Raw genomic sequence first — 17,366 nt, 5'->3', positions numbered from 1 at the left:
CCCCCCCCCCGCGGCAGGCCGCCCAGCACCATGGCGGCGGCCATCAGGAAGCCGATCAGGCAGCCGATCGCGGCGGAAGAGACGGAAATCTTGATGGAGATCCAGTAGGAGGACAGGATCGATGGCGTGAACAGCCCGGCGATATTGGCAAAGGTGAAACTGCCATCCGGGCGCTGGAACGCGCCCACCACGATCTTCATCGTGGGCATGACCAGAAACAGCAGCACGAACAGGGCAAAGGGCATCACGCCCAGCCAGTTCAGATTCAGGTGGAAGGTCCGCCGGGGCGGAGGGGGGGACTGCTCGGTCACGGGATCATCCGGTCGGGGCGGGACGGAAGGAACAGGGCCCGCCACGGCACCGTCCCGGACGGGAAACGGGGGCCCGCGCGGGCCCCCGGTCCATTGGCTTACTGGACGTTGGCGCCCACGACCGAATCCCAGCCGCCGACCACGGCGTCATTGTTCGCGCCCTGCTCGTCCAGCGTCGGGAAATAGGCCTGCTCATAGGCCTCGGCGGGCGGCAGCGCGTCGATCAGTTCCTGCGGGATCTTGCCATCGGCGGCCATCGCGTTGAAGCGCGCCGGGTGGCAGTAGCCCTTCAGCCACAGGTTCTGGCCTTCGTCGGAGTAGATGTATTCCATCCACAGCTTGGCGGCGTTCGGGTGCGGCGCATGGGCCGAGATCGCCTGAACATAGACACCGGCCAGAACGCCGGTTTTCGGCACGACCACATCCACCGGCGGGTTGCCGTTCAGCGTGTCACGGGCGGCCAGCGCGTTGTAATCCCACATGATGGTGATGGGGGTGGCGCCCTGTGCCAGCGTGCCGGCCTTGCCGATGACGGGCACGAAGTTACCGGCCTCGTTCATCTGCTTGAAGAATTCCAGACCCTTCTCGCCCGCGTCCTGACCGGCGGCGCCGCCATTGGCCATGCCAGCGGCCAGAACCGCAAGGATCGCCTGGTTCGAGGCGCGCGGATCCCCCGCCAGCGCGACCGAACCCGCATATTCCGGCTTCAGCAGATCGGACCAGTCCTCGGGGGTGGTGTCGATCAGATCCTTGTTCACCATGAAGGACATGACGCCGTAATAATCGCCATACCAGTAGCCTTCGGGATCCTTGATCGCCTCGGGGATCTCGTCCCATGTCGAGACCTTGTAGGGCTGCAGCAGCCCTTCTTCCTTGGCCTGCGGGCCGAAGGACAGGCCGATGTCCAGAACGTCGGGCGCCTGCGGGCCGGTATTGCCCTTGTTGGCGCGCACGGCTTCCAGTTCGTCGGCGGAGCCCGCATCGGGGTTCAGTTCGTTGACTTCAATCTCGGGATATTTGGCCTTGAAGCCCGCGATCACCTCGCCATAGCCGCACCAGCTGTGCGGCAGGGCGATGGTGGTCAGCATGCCTTCTTCCTTGGCGGCAGCTTCAAGCGCCGCCAGATCCTGCGCCTGCACCATGGAGGTGGTCGACAGCAGCGCGGCAATACCCGCGAGCCAGTTCATCGATTTCATGATAATGTCCCTTTTTCCCCGGACGCCGGTTCAGTCCCGCCCGGGCACTGTCGCGCGTTTATGCTGTTACCTTGACAGTCTCGTGACAGAGCCAAGCCCTGCCCCGGGCAGATTTGCCCGAAATCTGCAAGCTTGCAACAAAAGCCTTTGGGGACGCGCGGCGCCGGAGCGGGATCCGGCGCCGGGGAACAGGGTCAGGCGGCGGGGCGGGCGTGAAAGCGGGCGGTGACCGGGCAGGCCTCGTAATCCTGCGCCAGCGTGTCGGCCCGCGCCGCCAGATCGCAGAGCGCCGACAGGATCGCCTCCACCTGCGCGTCGCTGTGGCAGTAGCTGAGGTTCAGCCGTGTCCAGCCGGGTTTGGCCAGTTCCTCCCCCGCCGCGAGCCGCGCGATCAGCGCCCCGGAGGCGGGCGCGTCCAGCCCCATCAGCCGATGCGCATAGGGGCCCGCACAGGCGCAGCCGCCCCGCGCCTGCACGCCGTAGTGATCCGACAGCATCCGCGTCACCAGCTGGTGATGCACCCGCCCAGAGGCGCCGTGGATCTGGAAGGAAAAGATCGGCAGACCCCGCCGCCCTTCGGGCGCGCCCATCAGATCCAGACCGGGCAGCGCGCCCAGACGGTCCAGCGCGCGGGCCCGCAGCGTTTCCTCGCGCGCGTGGATGGTGTCGGTGCCCACGGCGGCCTTGACCAGCAGCGCCAGCGCCGCGCGGATGTCGGCGATGACGTTGGGGGTGCCCGCCTCCTCGCGCGCTTCGACCCGGGGCGAATAGATGTGATCCCATGGCGACACAAAAGACACCGTGCCGCCGCCCGGCGCGGTGGGCCGTGTCGTCTGCACCAGCGTGTCACGGATCACCGCCAGCCCCGAAGCCCCCGGCCCGCCCGGAAACTTGTGCGGCGACAGCACGATGGCATCCTTCTGCGCGTCGGGCGCGGGCGACATGTCCATCGCCACATAGGGCCCGGCGCAGGCGTAATCCCAGACCGCCAGCGCGCCCTCAGCCTTTAGCGCGCGGGTCACCGCGTCCACATCGGTCAGCAGCCCGGTGACGTTGGACGCCGCCGAAAACGCCCCCACCACCAGATCGGCGCCCTTGGTCTGCGCCAGCGCCTGAGCCAGCGCGTCCATGTCCACGCCGCCTTCCGCCGCTTCGGGAATCTCTGCCACCTGCGCCCCGCTTTCGCGCCATGGCAGGATGTTGGAATGATGCTCGTAAGGGCCGATCAGCACGCGGATATCCTCGCCTGCCGCCACCCGGTCGCGCAGGCGCAGCAGGCCCACGATGCGGTTGATGCCCGCCGTGGCACCATTGCCCGCAAAGATCACATGGCAGCCGGGCCCCGCGTTCATCTCGCGCGCGATGATGCCGCGCGCCTCTTCGCGCATCCGGGTGATGGCGCGCCCGCAATGCGACGCCTCGGTATGGCTGTTGGCATAGATGGGCAGGATTTCGGTCATCACGAACTCTTCGACCTGCCGCAGCGCCCGCCCCGAGGCGGTGTAATCGGCATAGATCATCCGTTTCGTGCCGAAGGGCGTGTCGAAGTCCATCCCTTCGCCGATCAGACCGGCGCGCAGCGCTGCCAGCGGATCGCCCTGCCGCATCGCAAGGGCAAAGCGGCCAAGGGCGGTGGTCTGCGTGAAGGTGGCGCGGTCATTCGGCATGTCGGGCTCCGGTCCTGCGGTCTGTGCGCGGACAGGTTATCCCGATGAAAGCGCCAAAACCTCACCTTCTTCACCGTGATCTGCGCAGAAACGGGTCATCTGATAGACACCGCCGCCCCTGCGCAGATCTTTTTCTTATGCCCTCAGTTCAGGCGCCGCCCGCTGTCGGGTTCGAAATAGGACACCTTGCCCAGATCGAAGGCCAGATCCAGCGACTCCCCTGGTGCGGCGCGGGTTTCGGTATGCAGCCGGGCCGTCACCGCCTTGCCCCCCAGCGTGGAGACGACATAGGTGTCCGCCCCCGCCGGTTCGACCAGATCGATCTGGCAGGCCGCCTGCTGCACGTCCGACCCGGCGCGATAGCCCGCTTCGGCGATGTCTTCGGGACGCAGGCCAAGGATCACGTTTTCCGGCAGGCCCGCCACCTTGGGATCGCTGAGCAGGATCGGCGCGGCGCCGGGCCGGTCGATTTCCACCTGCGTGCCGCGCACCCGCGCCGGGATCAGGTTCATCGCCGGAGAGCCCATGAAATCCGCCACGAAGAGGTTGGCGGGGCGGTTGTAGATCTCCTGCGGGGTGCCGATCTGCTGGATCACGCCGCCCTTCATCACCACGATCTTGGTGGCCAGCGTCATCGCCTCGATCTGGTCATGGGTCACGTACACGATCGACGCGCCCAGCCGGTGATGCAGCTTCTTGATCTCGGACCGCATCTCGACGCGCAGCTTGGCGTCGAGGTTGGACAGCGGCTCGTCGAACAGGAACAGCTTGGGATCGCGCACCAGCGCCCGGCCCATGGCCACCCGCTGCCGCTGCCCGCCCGAAAGCTGGCCCGGACGGCGGTTCAGATAGGCCTCGATCTGCAGCTGCTGCGCCACTTCGCGCAGCTTGCGGTCCTGCGTCGCCTGATCCACGCCGCGCACCTTCATGCCGAAGGTGATGTTCTTGGCCACGCTCATGGTGGGGTAAAGCGCGTAGCTCTGGAACACCATGGCGATGTTGCGGTCCTTGGGGCTGACATGGGTCATGTCCTGCCCGTCGATCAGGATCGACCCGCCGGTGATCGGCTCCAGCCCCGCGATGCAGTTGAGCAGGGTGGACTTGCCGCAGCCCGAAGGCCCGACAAGGACAAGGAAATCGCCCTTGTCGATGGACACGTTGATGTCCTTGAGGATCTCCGTGGAGCCGTAGCTTTTCCGGAGCTTGGAAATTTCGAGAATGGGAGCCATGGGCGTCATCCTTTGACCGAACCGGCGGTAAGCCCGCGGATGAAATATTTCCCGGCGACGATGTAGACCAGCAGCGTCGGCAGGGCCGCGATGATCGCGGCGGCCATGTCGACATTGTAGGCTTTGACGCCGGTGGTGGAGTTGACGATGTTGTTCAGCGCCACGGTGACGGGCTGGGTGCCGGCCGAGCTGAAGGACACGCCGAACAGGAAGTCGTTCCAGATCTGGGTGAACTGCCAGATGACCGAGACCACGAGGATCGGCAGCGACAGCGGCATGAAGATGGCAAAGAAGATGCGGAAGAACCCCGCCCCGTCCACCTTGGCCGCCTTCACCAGTTCCGACGGGATGGTGACGTAGTAGTTGCGGAAGAACAGCGTGGTGAAGCCGATGCCATAGATGACATGGACAAAGATCAGCCCCGGGATGGTGCCCGCGATGCCCATCAGCCCCAGCAGCCGCGCCATGGGCAGCAGCACCACCTGAAACGGGATGAAGCAGCCGAACAGCATCAGCGAGAAGATGATGTTGGCGCCACGGAACCGCCACTGCGCCACGACATAGCCGTTGAGCGCCCCCACCACGGTGGAGATCAGCACGGCGGGCACCGCCAGCAGCACGGAGTTCCAGAAATAGGGCCGCAGGCCTTCGCATTGGATGCCGGTGCAGGCGCCGGACCACGCGGTGCGCCACGCCTCGAAGGTGATGTCGCGCGGCAGGGCCACAAGGCTGCCGGAGCGGATTTCATCAAGGCTTTTCAGCGAGGTGGTGACCATCACGAAAAGCGGCAACAGATAATAGAGCGCAAAGAGGCAGAGCAGGAGGTAAAGCCCCCAGCGCAGCGCGATGCGCCCGGCCCCGCGACGGGGGCGCGCGGCGGGGGTGGCGGAAGCTGCAAGATCAGTCATTCTTCGCCCTCAGTTCGGAATAGAGGTAAGGCACCACGATCGCGAAGACGACGAGCATCATGATCATGGCAGAGCTTGCCGCCTGACCGATGTCGCCGCGGGAAAACGCCATGGCATACATGTAGGTGGCGGGCAGATCGGTGGCATAGCCGGGGCCGCCCCCGGTCAGCGCGATGACCAGATCGAAGCTCTTGATCGCGAGGTGCGACAGCACGATGAAGGCCGACAGGAAGATCGGCGCCATCGACGGGATGATGATGGCGGAATAGATGCGCCATGTGGGGATGCCGTCCACCTGCGCGGCCTTGATGATCTCGCCGTCGACGGAGCGGAGCCCGGCAAGGAACAGCGCCATCACGAAGCCGGAGCTTTGCCAGATCGCGGCCAGCACGATGGTGTAGATGGCGAAATCGGGGTTCACCAGCCAGTCGAAGGTGAAGCTTTCGAAGCCCCAGCCGCGCACCGTCGCCTCGATCCCCAGACCGGGGTTGAGGATCCATTTCCACGCGGTGCCGGTGACGATCATCGACAGGGCCATGGGGTAAAGATAGATGGTGCGGATCGCGCCTTCGATGCGGATGCGCTGGTCCAGCAGGATGGCCAGCGCCAGCCCCAGCACCATGGCGATGCCGATGAACAGTGCCCCGAACAGGAACAGGTTGTTCATCGCGGTGTCCCAGCGCGGGCTGGCGAACAGCCGCTCATACTGGATCACGCCGTCCAGATCATAGCGCGGCAGCAGCTTTGACCGGGTGAAACTGACCCACGCCGTCCATGCGATGAAGCCATAGACAAAGATCAGCACGGCGATGAACGAGGGGGCAAGCACCATCTTGGGCAGATGGGTCTCGAACCATTTGGTCATTGTCGGTCCTCCGAAAAAACCCCGCCCCCGGAACGGGGGCGGGACGGGCGCGCCAGACGCGCGGACTTACATGGAGTTGGCGACGGCGTCGGTGAGCATCTTCACCGCGTCTTCGGACGACATGTCGGAGTTGAAATGCGCGGTCACCACATCGGTGATCGCCCCGGCCTGCGCCCCGCGCAGCGCCATGCCATGCGCATAGGACGGCAGCAGCGCGCCGCTGTCGGCGCTGGCGGTCATGTCTTCGGAGGATTTCTGCGCGCACATGTCGAAGTCATCCAGCGCGACATCGGTGCGGGCGGGGATGGAGCCCTTGTTCAGGTTGAACACTTCCTGAAAGTTCGGGCCCATGATCAGCTTGGCCAGCAGGTCCTGACCGGCGATCTTGTCCTCGCCTTCCACGGTGAACATGGCGAAGCTGTCGACGTTGTACAGGAAGCCGTCCCCGGGGGTGGAGCCGCAGAGGAAATCCTCGCCCGGCACCTTGCCTGCGGCGATGAATTCGCCCTTGGCCCAGTCGCCCATGATCTGGAATGCCGCTTCGCCATTCATCACCATGGCGGTGGCAAGGTTCCAGTCGCGGCCCGAGAAGTTGTCATCGACAAAGCCGCGCATGGTGCGCATCTGGTCGAAGACCTGCACCATCGTGTCGGAGCCCAGCGCCTCGGGGTCGAGATCGATCAGCGCCGACCGGAAGAACTCCGGCCCGCCAAGGCCCAGCACCACGGTTTCGAACACGGTCGCGTCCTGCCACGACTGCCCGCCATGGGCGAGCGGGATCACCCCGGCTGCCTGCAGCTTTTCGGCGGCGGCGTTGAATTCGTCCCATGTGGTGGGCATCTCGATGCCGTTCTGCTCCAGCACGTCGGCATTGGCCCAGATCCAGTCCACGCGGTGCACGTTCACCGGTGCGGCACACCAGGTGCCTTCGCATTTCATGTGCTCGGCCAGCGCCTCGGGCAGCAGATCGCCCCAGCCTTCGGCCTCGGCCACGCCGGAAATGTCGGCGAGCACGCCTTCCTCATACCATTCCTGAATGGCCGGGCCCTTCAGCTGCACCGCCGTGGGGGCGTTGCCGGACAGGACGCGGGCCCGCAGCGCAGTCATCGCCGCGTCGCCGCCGCCGCCCGCCACCGGCATGTCGGTCCATGTGCCGCCATTGTCGGCGAATTCCTGCTGCAGCACGGCCACGGATTTGGCCTCGCCGCCCGAGGTCCACCAATGCAGCACCTCTGCCTGAGGCTCGGCAAGGGCCGTTCCGGCCAGCAGAAGAGACACCGCCGAAGCGGTCGCAAATGTCGTATGTTTCATGAACTTGTCCTCCCAAGACAGCCGCCGGCAAGGCGGCGGTGCGGCAAAGAGTGCGTCAGCGGCCGGGCTTTGCGCAACTGTCGCGGCGGAGGGCTTGCCTTTTTTGTCGGCAGTTCTGTTACATCTTGTTACCCAGACGTGACCCCGCCCTGCCCCGGAGCCTGCCCGTGACCATTCCCCGCCTGCTGGTTGTCGACGATGACGAGGACATGCGGTCCATGATGACCCGTTTCCTGCACCGCAGCGGCTTTGCCGCCCTGCCCGCCGGGACCGAGGCCGAGATTCGCGCCCATCTGGAGGCGGGGCGGATCGACCTGATCCTGCTGGACGTGATGCTGGGCGATGAAAACGGCACCGAGATCTGCGCAAGGCTGCGCCGCGATCAGAACGTGCCGGTGATCTTCGTCTCGGCGCTGTCCGCCGATCACCAGCGCATGGCGGGCTATGAGGTGGGCGCGGATGATTATATCGCGAAGCCGTTCAACCCCGATCTGCTGATCGCGCGGGTGCGCGCCGTGCTGCACCGGGCGCAGCGCACCCCCTCGCTGGCCTATCGGCGGCGCACCGAAACCTACCGCTTCGCGGGCTGGGTCTATGACGCGCGGCGCGACGAGGTGCGCTCGCCCGAAGGGTTCGAGGTGGCGCTGTCGCGGCGCGAGACGGCGCTGCTGAAGGTGCTGCTGGCCAATCCGCGCATCCCGCTGACGCGGGAGGAGATCGCGGCGGCGCTGGATGTGGCCGGAGACGGGACCGACCAGCCGGGCCGCGCCATCGACGTGCTGGTGGGCCGCCTGCGCGGCAAGATCGAACGCAACCCGCGCGATCCGCAGCTTCTGCGCACCGAACGCGGGCTGGGCTATGTGCTGGCGACAGACGTGACCACGGAGGAGGCGTGACCCCGCCCCGCCCCGGGCTGCGGCTGCGCAGCATCGGCATGATCTGGGTGGCGCTGGCCTTCGGTCTGGGGCTGGGGGCGGCGCTGCTGTGGCTGGGCTCCGCCAATGCATGGCGGGCTTATCTGGCGCGGGCGGAAATCGGCGGCATCGCCACATGGGAAAGCCTGCGCCACGGCACCACCCCGCCTGCAGGGGTCATCATCAGCCCCCTGCCCCCCGAGCTTGTCGCCTTGGCCGAAACGGGCGCCTTTGCCCGCCTGCCCGGCGCGCCGCAGCCTGCCTATGTCACGCAGGTCAGCATCCGCCCCGACCTGCCCGGCACCCCGGCGGGCGAGGCGCTGAGCCTTGCCATCGTGTCGGACAGCCTGCGCTATCCGGTGGCGGCGCTGAACGCGGCAGGGGCGCATGGCGCGGCAGAGAAATTTGGCCGGGTCACCCGGCTGCTGGCCAGCTTCTGCAGCGAACCGGTGCTGTTTTCGCGCACGCCGGACGGGCTGTGGACGCGCATCGACGGGCGCGCGGTCTGGGGCTGCGGGGCGGCACCGGGCGATTACCGGCTGGTCGGCGCGCTGGGGGCGGTGCTGGCGCTGGCGGGGCTGCTGAGCCATGTCGCCCGCGTCACCGGCGGGTTCGAGATCTTCGCGCGCAGCCTTATGGGGCGCCGCCGTCTGGGCGGGCCGGACAGTTACGAGGCCGAAGGACCGGAGGAGCTGCGCGAGATCGTGGCAGCGGTGAATGCGCATCTGGAATCCGAACGCGCCGCGCTGTCGCAGCGGCTGACGGTGCTCTCTGGGGTCAGCCATGATCTGGGCACCCCCGCCACCCGGCTGCGCCTGCGCACGGCGCTGATCGAGGATGACGCGCTGCGCGCCCGGTTCGAAACCGACATCGACCGCATGACCGGCATGATCGAAAGCGTGCTGACCTATACCCGGTCGGAACTGAGCGTGGAGGTGCCGCGCGCGCTGTCGCTGTCGGCGCTTCTTGATGCGCTGGTGGCCGATTATCAGGACATGGGCCGCCCGGTCGACCTGCTGCCTGCCGAGCCCATCGTGGTGCGGGGCGGGCGGTCGCTGTTCATGTCGCGCGCGGGCGAAGGATCGCTGCCCGAGGCGCGGCGCGTGCTGGTGGTGGCGCGCCCGGTGTCCCTGCAGCGCGCGGTGTCGAACCTTGTGGACAATGCGCTGAAATATGGCCGCCGCGCCCATGTCGGGCTGGAGGCCCATGCCGACAGCGCCATCATCACCGTGGAGGATGAGGGCCCCGGCGATCCCGCCGAGATCGAGGCGCTGATCGCGCCCTTCCGCCGCGGGCCGAACGCGGCCACGGCGGAAGGCTTCGGGCTGGGCCTGACCATCGTGGCCGCCGTGGCCGAACAGCATGGCGGGCGGCTGGCCTTCGACCGCGGCGCGCGCGGGCTATGCGCCCGGCTGGAGATCGCCCGCAGCTGACGCGCCCTGCCGCAGATGGCCATGGGCGAAGGCCAGCTTTTCGCGCACCCCCTTCTTCAGCACGAAGGGGTAGATGTCGGGCAGATCCAGCGCCCGGTTCACATGGTTGACCGCGATGGACAGGGTGATGGCGCGGGTCAGCAGCGCCTCGCTGTCCGCTTCGGCATAGGCGTCATAGCCGCCGCCCGGCACATTGGCCCGCGCCTCTGCCAGCGACAGCCCCGCCGAGGCCGCGCTGTCGGTAAGATCGACCAGATGCAGCAGATGCGCCAGCGTCTCGGCCCAGTCCTCGTGCGGGTGGGCAGAGGCATAGCTGGTGACCTGCTCTTCGCCCGGGGCGCCCGGCGACTCGTAATGCGCGGCAAGGGCTGCCGCGTAATCGGCGCGCTCATCCCCGAACAGCTCCCGGAAGGACCGCAGGAAACCGGGATGTTCCGCAAGCCGCAGGAACAGGAAATGCGCCATCTCGTGCCGGATATGGCCCAGCATGGTGCGGTAAAGCTCGCCGAACTGTTCCTGACGCTTGGCCAGAACGGTGTCGCTGGCTTCGGTCACGTTGATGGTGATGACCCCGTCGGCATGGCCCATGACCACGTTCGCCCCGCCCGTGGCGGTCTGTTCCGACAGCATCCGGAACACCGGGCGCTGGCCGGGATCGTTCGGGGTCAGCCAGCCCCAGCGCGACAGGTTGGCAAGCATCCGTCGCTTCGACAGTTCCGCCCGCGTCCAGAGCGGCAGGTTGTCGGGTTCGCGCAGGTCGGGGACGGTTTCGGTCATCGCGCAGGACCGGCAGAGCCCTCCGGCCTCGGCCAGCCAGTTGCAGCCGATCTCGGCGCGGTTGGCGCAGTCCGTCCCTTCGGCGCGCATGGTCTGCGCGTCGGGATCGAACCACACCGGCTGCCCGCAGGTGCAGGCGGTGTTGTGGAAATAAAGCGTGGCCCGGCAGGCGGGGCAGCGGAAGACTTGCATCATGATGTCCTTTGAAGGCCCGCCAACGAACGGCGGCCATGGCCTTTCGGTTCCATACACCCGGTCCGGCAAAGGGCCTTGCGGAATCGTGACGCCGCGCGTATATCCCCGTTTCAACAGCGGCGCGTCGGTCCCTGACCGAAGCCCACCGGGAACCATCGACGGGCCGCGCGCCCGTCTTTTTGTTTCCAAGGATCGGACCCACATGACCGAGCTCATCGCCAAAACCGCCATCGACCGGCGTCTGGCTGAAATCGTGACCCCCGTTCTAGAGGATATGGGGTTTGAACTTGTGCGCATCCGGCTGATGGGCGGCAAGACACCCACGCTGCAGATCATGGCCGAACGTCCCGAAGGCGGGATCGAGGTGGATGAATGCGCGCGCATCTCCACCGCCGTCTCGGCCACGCTGGATGTGGAAGATCCGATCATCGACGCCTATACGCTGGAAGTGTCGAGCCCCGGCATCGACCGCCCGCTGACCCGGCTCAAGGATTTCGACACGTTCGAAGGCTATGAGGTCCGGATCGAGACCGCCGAGATGATCGAGGGCCGCAAGCGCTGGCGCGGCGTGCTGGCCGGCGTCGAGGGCAACGAGGTGCTGCTGAACATCGACCCCGAAAGCGAGGGCGGCGAGGTGCAGACCATCGGGCTCGATTTTGACTGGCTGTCGGATGCCAAGCTGGTGCTGACCGACGACCTGATCCGCGACATGCTCCGCGCCCGCAAGGCGCAGGAAGTGGACGAAACCCAATTCGACGACATCGAGGCCGACGACGCGGCCGCTCAGGAGGACTAAAGACATGGCGATCACCTCTGCCAACCAGCTGGAGCTTCTGCAGACCGCCGAAGCCGTCGCGCGCGAAAAGATGATCGACCCCGGTCTGGTCATCGAAGCGATGGAGGAAAGCCTCGCCCGGGCCGCCAAGAGCCGCTACGGCTCCGAAATGGACATCCGCGTGAAGATCGACCGCCGCACCGGCCGGGCGACCTTTACCCGCGTGCGCACCGTGGTCGAGGACGAGGCGCTGGAGAACTACCAGTCGGAACTGACCGTCAAGCAGGCGCGGCAGTACATGGCGGAGCCCAAGGTGGGCGATGTCTATGAAGAGGAAGTGCCGCCCGTCGATCTGGGCCGCATCGCCGCGCAGTCGGCCAAGCAGGTGATCCTGCAGAAGGTCCGCGAAGCCGAGCGCGACCGCCAGTATGAGGAATTCAAGGACCGTCAGGGCACGATCATCAACGGTCAGGTCAAGCGCGAGGAATATGGCAACCTCATCGTGGACGTGGGCCGCGGCGAGGCGATCCTGCGCCGCAACGAGAAGATCGGCCGCGAAAGCTATCGCCCCGGCGACCGCATCCGCTGCTATGTCAAGGACGTGCGCCGCGAGGCCCGCGGGCCGCAGATTTTCCTGTCGCGCACCGCGCCGGAATTCATGTCCGAACTGTTCAAGATGGAAGTGCCCGAAATCTATGACGGCATCATCGAGATCAAGGCCGTGGCCCGGGATCCGGGCTCGCGCGCCAAGATCGCCGTCATCTCCTATGACAGCTCCATCGACCCTGTCGGCGCCTGCGTCGGCATGCGCGGCAGCCGCGTGCAGGCCGTGGTCAACGAGCTTCAGGGCGAAAAGATCGACATCATCCCGTGGAACGAGGATGTGCCGACCTTCCTTGTGAACGCGCTGCAGCCTGCCGAAGTGTCGAAAGTGGTGCTGGACGAAGATGCCGAGCGCATCGAAGTCGTGGTGCCGGACGAGCAGCTGAGCCTTGCCATTGGTCGCCGCGGCCAGAACGTGCGTCTGGCCAGCCAGCTGACCGGGCTCGACATCGACATCATGACCGAGGAAGAAGAATCCAAGCGCCGCCAGAAGGAATTCGAGGAGCGCACCCAGCTGTTCATGGACACGCTGGATCTGGACGAATTCTTCGCGCAGCTTCTGGTCGCCGAAGGCTTCACCAACCTCGAAGAGGTGGCCTATGTGGAGCAGGACGAACTGCTGGTGATCGACGGCGTCGACGAGGACACCGCGCACGAACTGCAGACCCGCGCCCGCGAGCATCTGGAAGAGCAGGCCCGCAAGGCGCTGGAACATGCCCGCGAACTGGGTGTGGAGGACAGCCTGGTTGAATTCGAGGGCCTGACACCCCAGATGGTGGAGGCACTGGCCGAAGATGGCATCAAGACGCTTGAAGACTTCGCCACCTGCGCCGACTGGGAACTGGCCGGAGGCTGGACCACGGTGGACGGCCAGCGCACCAAGGACGAGGGCCTGCTGGAGAAATTCTCCGTCGACCTCGCAGAAGCGCAGAACATGATCATGACCGCCCGCGTCATGCTGGGCTGGGTCGATCCCGAGGACATGGTGGCTCAGGCCGCTGCCGAGGCGGAGGCCGCAGCCGAAGACAAGGCGGAGGCCTGATTCCCAGATGAGCCGTGGTGGTGTAGACAAAGACAGGGAAGACGGCCCCGAACGGCGCTGCATCGCCACCGGCGAGTCTGCGCCCGCGACGGGACTGATCCGCTTCGTGGTCGGTCCCGACAACCAGATCGTTCCCGATCTTGCCGGCAAGCTGCCGGGCCGGGGAATCTGGGTCGCGGCGGAGCGGAAGGCACTGGACAAGGCGGCGGGCAAGGGACTTTTTGCCCGCGCCGCAAAGGCACCGGTGACGGTGCCCGACCGGCTGGCGGATCTGATCGAGGAGATGCTGGCCAAACGCGTGGTGGAACTGGTGAGCCTTGCCCGGAAATCCGGCGTGGCGGTTTCTGGCTATGAAAAGGTGAAGGATTGGCTGGCCCGGGAGGACGCGCGCGTGCTCATTCAGGCCGAAGACGGGTCAAGCCGTGGCAAATCCAAATTAAGCACGCCCTACGGGGGCAATTACATCGGGTGGCTGACGGCAGACGAACTTGGGCTGGCCTTTGGCCGGGAAAAGGTGATACATGCGGCGCTTGGCGCTGGTGGACTCACCAAACGTGTTGTAGACGAGGCCCAACGATTGAAGGGCCTGCGCGTCGCAATGGCAGACGCGGCAACGGCAGCAGGGGCTGCCGCGGGCGGCAAGGGCCGCCGGAAAGGACAAGAGAAGCTGAATGAGCGATAACGACGGCAAGAAGACTTTGGGTTTGCGCGGCGGCGGACCCCGTTCGGGGAATGTGAAGCAGAGCTTCAGCCACGGACGGACCAAGAACGTCGTGGTGGAGACCAAGCGCAAGCGCGTCGTGGTGCCCAAACCCGGTGCCGCGAACGGCGCCAAGGGCTCGGGCGGATCGCAAGGCGGATCGGGCGGCAACCGTCCGGCGGGGATCTCCGACGCGGAGATGGAACGTCGGCTGCGGGCGCTGCAGGCCGCCAAGGCCCGCGAGGTCGAAGAGACCGCACAGCGCGCGGCCGATGAAAAGGCGCGCGCTGAAGAGCGTGAGCGCATGCGCGCCGAAAAGGAACAGAAAGAGCGCGAACAGCGCGAGGCCGAAGAAAAGGCCCGCCTGAAAGCGGAAGAGGAAGAGCGCCGCAAGCGCGAGGAAGCCGAGGCCGCCAAGCGCGCCGAAGCTGCCGCTGCCGCACCTGCGGCACGTCCCGCCGCCAAGTCGGATGCGGGCGCACCGGCAAGCTCTGCCGCGCCGCGTCCGGCGGGGGCTCCTGGAGCTGCGCCCGGACCTACGCCGCAGCGCAAGGCGGATCGCGAACGTGAAGAACGCGGCCGGTCGACCCGGACCCGCGATGACGGCGCACGCCGCGCGGGCAAGCTGACGCTGAATCAGGCGCTTGGCGGCGAAGGCGGCCGGCAGAAATCCATGGCTGCCATGAAGCGCAAGCAGGAGCGCGCGCGTCAGAAGGCCATGGGCACGCAGAACCGCGAAAAGGTGGTGCGCGACGTGCAGCTGCCCGAGGCGATCACGGTGGCCGAACTGGCCAACCGGATGGCCGAACGCGTGGCCGATGTGGTCAAGTCGCTGATGCAGATGGGCATCATGGCGACCCAGAACCAGAGCCTCGACGCCGACACCGCAGAAATGGTGATCGAAGAATTTGGCCACCGGGTTACCCGCGTGTCCGATGCCGACGTCGAAGACGTGATCCAGACCGCGCGGGACAAGCCCGAAGATCTGCACACCCGCCCCCCGGTCATCACGATCATGGGCCATGTGGACCACGGCAAGACCTCGCTGCTGGATGCGATCCGCAACACCAGCGTCACCTCCGGTGAAGCTGGCGGGATCACCCAGCATATCGGCGCCTATCAGGTGACGACGAAGGACGGCGCCGTGCTGACCTTCCTCGACACGCCGGGCCACGCCGCCTTCACCTCCATGCGGTCCCGCGGGGCTCAGGTGACGGATATCGTGGTGCTGGTGGTGGCTGCGGATGACGCGGTGATGCCGCAGACCATCGAGGCGATCAATCACGCGAAAGCGGCCAAGGTGCCGATGATCGTGGCGATCAACAAGGTGGACAAGCACGAGGCGAACCCGCTGAAGGTCCGCACCGATCTGCTGCAGCACGAAGTGGTCGTGGAAGAAATGTCCGGCGACGTGCAGGATGTGGAAGTCTCCGCCAAGACCGGCAAGGGGCTCGACAACCTGCTGGAAGCCATCGCGCTTCAGGCCGAGATCCTTGAACTGCAGGCCAACCCCGAACGCGCCGCCCTTGGCGCCGTGATCGAGGCGCAGCTGGATGTGGGTCGCGGTCCCGTGGCCACCGTTCTGGTGCAGAACGGCACGCTGCGGCAGGGCGACATCTTTGTCGTGGGCGAGCAGTACGGCAAGGTCCGTGCGCTCATCAACGACAAGGGCGAGCGCGTGAAGGAAGCGGGGCCGTCGGTTCCCGTGGAGGTGCTGGGTCTGAACGGCACCCCCGAGGCTGGCGACGTGCTGAACGTGGTGGAAACCGAAGCGCAGGCCCGCGAGATCGCGGAATATCGCGCCAAGGTCACCAAGGACAAGCGCGCGGCGGCGGGTGCTGCCACCACGCTGGAACAGCTGATGAAGAAGGCCAAGGACGATCAGAGCGTCTCGGAACTGCCGGTCGTCGTGAAGGCGGACGTGCAGGGCTCGGCGGAAGCGATCGTTCAGGCGCTGGAAAAGGTCGGCAACGACGAAGTGCGGGTGCGGGTCATCCATTCCGGCGTGGGCGCCATCACCGAAACCGATATCGGCCTTGCCGAAGCGTCGGGTTGCCCGGTGATCGGCTTCAACGTCCGGGCCAATGCCCCGGCGCGCGGTGCCGCCAACCAGAAGGGTGTGGAGATCCGGTACTATTCGGTGATCTACGATCTGGTGGATGACGTGAAGGCGGCGGCTTCCGGCCTGCTGTCCAACGAAATCCGCGAGCATTTCATCGGCTACGCCACCATCAAGGAGGTCTTCAAGGTCTCCAACGTGGGCAAGGTCGCGGGCTGTCTGGTGACCGAAGGGGTGGCACGCCGCTCTGCCGGGGTGCGTCTGCTGCGCGACAACGTGGTCATCCACGAAGGCACGCTCAAGACGCTCAAGCGGTTCAAGGACGAAGTGTCCGAGGTCCAGTCCGGTCAGGAATGCGGTATGGCCTTCGAGAACTATGACGACATCCGGCCCTCCGATGTCATCGAAATCTTCGAGCGGGAAGAGGTCGAGCGCACGCTCTGATCCCCGCCCCGTCCCGGCCCTGATCTGGCCGGGACAGCGACCCTATCGGGGCCCTGCCCCGCAGACATTAAAAAAGGGAAGGCTTTCGCCTTCCCTTTTTCTGTTCCGAGATGCGGGCTGTGTGACGGGCCAAAGCCCTGTCACATCAGGCAGAAACCGGGGTGCCGGTGACCACGCGGTTGCCGACGCGGACAGCGATACGACCGTCCGGAAGTTTCTTCTCGAGGATACCCTGCACCGAAACGCAGGTTCCCAGAACGATGGTGCGCAACATGTTCGATTCCCTCAAAAAAGCCGATGACCCCTTCAAGGTAGGACGGAAACGTTAACGAAACTATAGAAATATGTCGCAGAACTGTCGCTTTTCGCAGCAGATCACGGTTTTTTTTCGCCTTAATCTTGTTCATTAAGACTTTAGTCTGGACTTTGCCGCTTTGGATCAGAGCCAGTCGCGCAGGATCGGGATCAGCGGAATGTCCGCAGGGGGCATGGGATAGCTCGCCAGATCGCGCGCCTGCACCCATTTCAGCGCCTGCCCTTCGCGCGACTGCGGCACGCCCTGCCATTTGCGGCAGGCAAAAAGCGGCATCAGCAGGTGGAAGCTGTCATAGGCATGCGAGGCGAAGGTCAGCGGCGCAAGGCAGCTTGACCATGTCTCTATGCCCAGCTCTTCGTGCAGCTCGCGGATTAGCGCGGCCTCCGGGGTCTCCCCGGCCTCGACCTTGCCGCCGGGAAATTCCCAGAGCCCGGCCATGGATTTGCCTTCGGGCCGCTGCCCCAGCAGCACCCGCCCCTCCACGTCGATCAGGGCCACGGCGGAGACGAGAACGATCTTGGTCATGGGAGGGCCTTTTGCCAGCGGGAGGACAGGCGAGGGGCTCTGCCCCTCGCGCCGGAGGCGCGGCACGAAGTAGGGGGGGGGGGGGGGGGGGGGGGG

Annotated in this window: 15 protein-coding genes and 1 pseudogene; 6 read left to right on the top strand and 10 right to left on the bottom strand. The window is 66.0% G+C overall.

From position 1 onward, the window contains the following. From VK682_RS04995 to VK682_RS04965, 7 genes and pseudogenes are all read right to left on the bottom strand, one after another. A pseudogene (locus VK682_RS04995) lies at window positions 1-311 on the bottom strand (acriflavin resistance protein); the annotation flags it as partial. A 98-nt stretch (window positions 312-409) separates the two neighbouring features. Then, window positions 410-1,498, bottom strand: a complete 1,089-nt coding sequence (locus VK682_RS04990) for an ABC transporter substrate-binding protein (RefSeq protein WP_380716248.1) — start codon at window positions 1,496-1,498, stop codon at window positions 410-412. Window positions 1,499-1,701: 203 nt separating this feature from the next. Then, complete coding sequence (locus tag VK682_RS04985) at window positions 1,702-3,174, bottom strand: aminotransferase class V-fold PLP-dependent enzyme (RefSeq protein WP_230796046.1); 1,473 nt, start codon at window positions 3,172-3,174, stop codon at window positions 1,702-1,704. Between the two features lie 143 nt (window positions 3,175-3,317). After that, a complete protein-coding gene (locus VK682_RS04980; protein ID WP_089843899.1) occupies window positions 3,318-4,403 on the bottom strand; it encodes an ABC transporter ATP-binding protein in 1,086 nt (361 codons plus the stop codon). Window positions 4,404-4,408: 5 nt separating this feature from the next. Beyond that, window positions 4,409-5,311, bottom strand: coding sequence for a carbohydrate ABC transporter permease (locus tag VK682_RS04975; protein WP_089843902.1), 903 nt, complete (start codon window positions 5,309-5,311; stop codon window positions 4,409-4,411). Further along, the gene (locus VK682_RS04970; RefSeq protein WP_089843906.1) at window positions 5,304-6,176 is read right to left on the bottom strand and encodes a carbohydrate ABC transporter permease; all 873 of its coding nucleotides are present in this window, start codon (window positions 6,174-6,176) and stop codon (window positions 5,304-5,306) included. Before VK682_RS04970 ends, VK682_RS04975 begins: the two co-directional genes overlap by 8 nt. Window positions 6,177-6,242: 66 nt before the next feature. Then, window positions 6,243-7,487, bottom strand: a complete 1,245-nt coding sequence (locus VK682_RS04965) for an ABC transporter substrate-binding protein (RefSeq protein WP_230796047.1) — start codon at window positions 7,485-7,487, stop codon at window positions 6,243-6,245. A 167-nt stretch (window positions 7,488-7,654) separates the two neighbouring features. On the opposite strand from VK682_RS04965, the gene VK682_RS04960 reads away from it, so the two are divergent. Together VK682_RS04960 and VK682_RS04955 are read left to right on the top strand one after the other, a co-directional pair. After that, window positions 7,655-8,383 carry a response regulator transcription factor gene (locus VK682_RS04960; RefSeq protein ID WP_324781525.1) on the top strand — a complete coding sequence of 243 codons (729 nt, stop codon included), beginning with the start codon at window positions 7,655-7,657 and terminating at the stop codon, window positions 8,381-8,383. Then, on the top strand, window positions 8,380-9,834 hold the full coding sequence (locus VK682_RS04955) for a sensor histidine kinase (protein WP_324781524.1): 1,455 nt from the start codon (window positions 8,380-8,382) through the stop codon (window positions 9,832-9,834). Before VK682_RS04960 ends, VK682_RS04955 begins: the two co-directional genes overlap by 4 nt. Here VK682_RS04955 and VK682_RS04950 read toward each other — a convergent pair. After that, the gene (locus VK682_RS04950) at window positions 9,802-10,803 is read right to left on the bottom strand and encodes a zinc-binding metallopeptidase family protein (protein WP_324781523.1); all 1,002 of its coding nucleotides are present in this window, start codon (window positions 10,801-10,803) and stop codon (window positions 9,802-9,804) included. The two genes, VK682_RS04955 and VK682_RS04950, sit on opposite strands and share 33 nt — an antisense overlap. Before the next feature lie 205 nt (window positions 10,804-11,008). Here VK682_RS04950 and rimP point away from each other — a divergent pair, with 205 nt between their 5' ends. The 4 genes from rimP to infB are packed head-to-tail and all read left to right on the top strand — an operon-like array spanning window position 11,009 to window position 16,429. After that, window positions 11,009-11,602 carry a ribosome maturation factor RimP gene (gene rimP, locus VK682_RS04945; RefSeq protein ID WP_089843918.1) on the top strand — a complete coding sequence of 198 codons (594 nt, stop codon included), beginning with the start codon at window positions 11,009-11,011 and terminating at the stop codon, window positions 11,600-11,602. 4 nt (window positions 11,603-11,606) lie between these two features. Then, on the top strand, window positions 11,607-13,226 hold the full coding sequence (nusA, locus tag VK682_RS04940) for a transcription termination factor NusA (RefSeq protein ID WP_230796048.1): 1,620 nt from the start codon (window positions 11,607-11,609) through the stop codon (window positions 13,224-13,226). A 7-nt stretch (window positions 13,227-13,233) separates the two neighbouring features. After that, on the top strand, window positions 13,234-13,908 hold the full coding sequence (locus VK682_RS04935; RefSeq protein WP_089843924.1) for an RNA-binding protein: 675 nt from the start codon (window positions 13,234-13,236) through the stop codon (window positions 13,906-13,908). Then, entirely contained in the window at window positions 13,898-16,429 is a 2,532-nt protein-coding gene (gene infB, locus VK682_RS04930) for a translation initiation factor IF-2 (protein WP_230796049.1), read from the top strand. The genes VK682_RS04935 and infB overlap by 11 nt, the downstream gene beginning before the upstream one ends. Before the next feature lie 145 nt (window positions 16,430-16,574). Here infB and VK682_RS04925 read toward each other — a convergent pair whose 3' ends face one another. Together VK682_RS04925 and mutT are read right to left on the bottom strand one after the other, a co-directional pair. After that, entirely contained in the window at window positions 16,575-16,703 is a 129-nt protein-coding gene (locus VK682_RS04925) for a hypothetical protein (RefSeq protein ID WP_269061977.1), read from the bottom strand. A 165-nt stretch (window positions 16,704-16,868) separates the two neighbouring features. Further along, window positions 16,869-17,270 carry an 8-oxo-dGTP diphosphatase MutT gene (gene mutT / locus VK682_RS04920; protein ID WP_230796050.1) on the bottom strand — a complete coding sequence of 134 codons (402 nt, stop codon included), beginning with the start codon at window positions 17,268-17,270 and terminating at the stop codon, window positions 16,869-16,871. Window positions 17,271-17,366: the final 96 nt, after the last annotated feature.

Source organism: Salipiger marinus, from assembly GCF_035481585.1.
GTDB classification, from domain to species: Bacteria; Pseudomonadota; Alphaproteobacteria; order Rhodobacterales; family Rhodobacteraceae; genus Salipiger; species Salipiger marinus.
The sequence above is the reverse complement of the archived record's forward strand: the minus strand, read 5'-3'. Positions and strand labels throughout refer to the sequence as shown.